At 41.2% G+C, this 882-nt stretch carries 1 protein-coding gene; it reads left to right on the top strand.

Translation table 11 applies throughout. The annotated features are described in order from the left end of the window. Positions 1 to 90: 90 nt before the first annotated feature. Positions 91 to 852: an IS5 family transposase gene (locus ACTRWE_RS19215; RefSeq protein WP_024600859.1), complete on the top strand. Its 762-nt coding sequence runs from the start codon at positions 91 to 93 to the stop codon at positions 850 to 852. The last annotated feature ends 30 nt before the right edge of the window (positions 853 to 882 follow it).

The following is an 882-nucleotide window of genomic DNA, read 5'->3' as shown; positions in this document are numbered from 1 at the left end:
TAGGGCGTGTTGATCTTTGTGGTATGAAAAACAAACAGCATGAAGATAAGGTATAATTGAATTCGCCAGAAAACTTTACACCGAACCTACATGCCAAGATTAATGCTAACAGACGGGACATGGAATGTCTTATCAAAAGTAATGTACTTAAGTGGTCGAATTTATAATAAGCCCGACCATAGAAAAACGCTCGAAGGCATACTGTATAAGATGCGCACAGGTATTCCATGGCGAGATTTACCTTCTGATTTTGGCCGTTGGAGTGCTATCTACAGACGGTTTAATTTATGGTCCAAAAAAGGGATTTTGAATGAACTGTTTCGCGCATTATCTCGTGATGCGGACATGGATTGGGTCTTCATTGATGGCAGTATTGTCAGGGCTCATCAACATAGTTGCGGTGCAAGAACTGCTGACAATGAATCAATTGGAAAGAGCCGAGGTGGAAATTCTACGAAAATTCATCTTGCAGTCGATAGCGGAGGGTTGCCTGTTTATTATGAATTATCCTGTGGAAATACGCATGATATCGTCCATGCAGAGTCACTCGTAGCTAATTGCCCAACAAGTAATATGGTTGTCGCAGATAAAGGCTACGACAGTGAAAAACTGAGAGCGTTTGTTCGTGATAATAACGCTACACCCGTTATTCCACGTAAGGGCAACAGTTTAGTAGGCAATGAAGATATTGACTGGTGCATGTATAAATATCGGCACTTGGTTGAGAATGCATTTGGCCGTATTAAGCAATATAGAGGGATAGCCACGCGGTATGAAAAGCTTGAACGAAATTATCATTCAATGCTCGCTTTAGCATTTACTATGATGTGGCTACCAATGTGGGCTGATTGATATATGTACTACAAAGATCAACAGCCCCTA

The sequence above is a fragment of the Pseudoalteromonas sp. G5_S1_54_S4 genome (genome assembly GCF_054968565.1).
Note: the sequence above shows the minus strand (reverse complement) of the source record. Positions and strands in the feature narration are given on the sequence as shown.